Annotated in this window: 2 protein-coding genes; one reads left to right on the plus strand and one right to left on the minus strand. The window is 60.8% G+C overall.

The features are described 5' to 3' along the window. Nucleotides 1–332: cytochrome P450 (locus ACFWBU_RS21260; protein WP_378529155.1), on the plus strand; the 332-nt coding region annotated here is incomplete at its 5' end. Here the strand turns inward: ACFWBU_RS21260 and ACFWBU_RS21265 are convergent. Then, nucleotides 297–1,055 (minus strand): carbon-nitrogen hydrolase family protein, encoded by a 759-nt coding sequence (locus tag ACFWBU_RS21265; protein ID WP_084722662.1) that lies wholly within the window; start codon nt 1,053–1,055, stop codon nt 297–299. The two genes, ACFWBU_RS21260 and ACFWBU_RS21265, sit on opposite strands and share 36 nt — an antisense overlap. Nucleotides 1,056–1,301: the final 246 nt, after the last annotated feature.

Below are 1,301 nucleotides of genomic sequence, written 5' to 3' on the forward strand. Positions count from 1 at the left end.
CTCGAGCGAAACAGCATAGTATCCAGCACGACTCGTTGATCACTACGTCTACTGCAGAGCCGATCCGAAGTCCACCACTCCACGGGGCACTATCGGACCGCGACAACGCCCGCGAACACATCGCTTTCGGACGGGGCGTGCATTCCTGCCCGGGAGGACCTCTCGCGCGAGTCGAAGCTCGGGTCACGATCGAACGACTGCTCGACCGCATGGCAGACATCAAGATCTCCGAGGAGAAGCACGGGCCGGCCGACGATCGTCACTTCACCTACGAGCCGACGTACATCCTCCGCGGGCTAGCTTCGATCCACCTCGAATTCACACCCGTCTAGTTCGGTCCCGAAGGGCCGACTCGACAACACCCTTGTCGCGTAATCGCCGGGCAGAGAACCGGCTACTGCCAGCAGCCGTTGGCCGGGGGAAACGATCATCGAACATCCTGCCGTGGCCCGAAAACCTTCTCCGGTCGCACCGGCGAAACTCGCCATCGCTACGTAGGCTCCGCACGTGGCACCGATATGGGCGGCACGCCGTTGCTGTTCCGCCAACTCCCATCGGTGGTGCACTACCCCGCACGCGTACAGATCGATGTCGAGGGCTGCGGTCGCGTGGATGTGCTCAGCTGTGCCGGTGTCCTTGCAGATGCCCAGACCGATACGCCACCCATGGATCTCGATCGCCGAGGCACCAGGCCCCTGCGCGAACCAATTGTTTTCATCACCGTGCAAATGTGTTTTCCGATAGGCGATCCCGACGCCATTGCCATCGACACGCAGGGTAGCGATGAAACGCTGACCTTTTTCCATCACCGGCGCACCGACCAACGCGCACGAATCGGCCGATCGGCAGGCCTCGACGAGTAACGCGACAGCGTCCCCATCCAACTCGACGTCTGGGGCGTCCAGGTAATACCCGGTCAAGGACAGTTCTGGAAACACAATCACGTCGGCACGAGCCGACCGGATCAGTTCTGCATGCGCCCGCGCGGAGGCAACGTGGTCACCGTCGACCACCGCCGGCTGTCCGACAGCCGTGCGCAACAACTCGGCCTTCATCGTCACAACGTGCATCCTGCGTGATGACCGGGAAAAGATCAATAAGTACGAAAAAGGGGACCCGCAGGTGGGGTCCCCTTTTTCGAAATCACTTGCATGAACACTATTCGATGAAAACATGTCCATAGAAAGCACTGGAGGCCCCCAACACAGTTGGGGGCCTCCAGCAAACGGGTGTTCGGCGGTGTCCTACTCTCCCACACCCTGTCGAGTGCAGTACCATCGGCGCAATGGGGCTTAGCTTCC

Source organism: Rhodococcus sp. NPDC060084 (assembly GCF_042730335.1).
GTDB lineage: Bacteria > Actinomycetota > Actinomycetes > Mycobacteriales > Mycobacteriaceae > Rhodococcus.

Coding starts and splice junctions, on each gene's coding strand:
- ACFWBU_RS21265 (WP_084722662.1), bottom strand. CDS start 1,055: ATGAAGGCCGAGTTGTTGCGCACGGCTGTCGGACAGCCGGCGGTGGTC.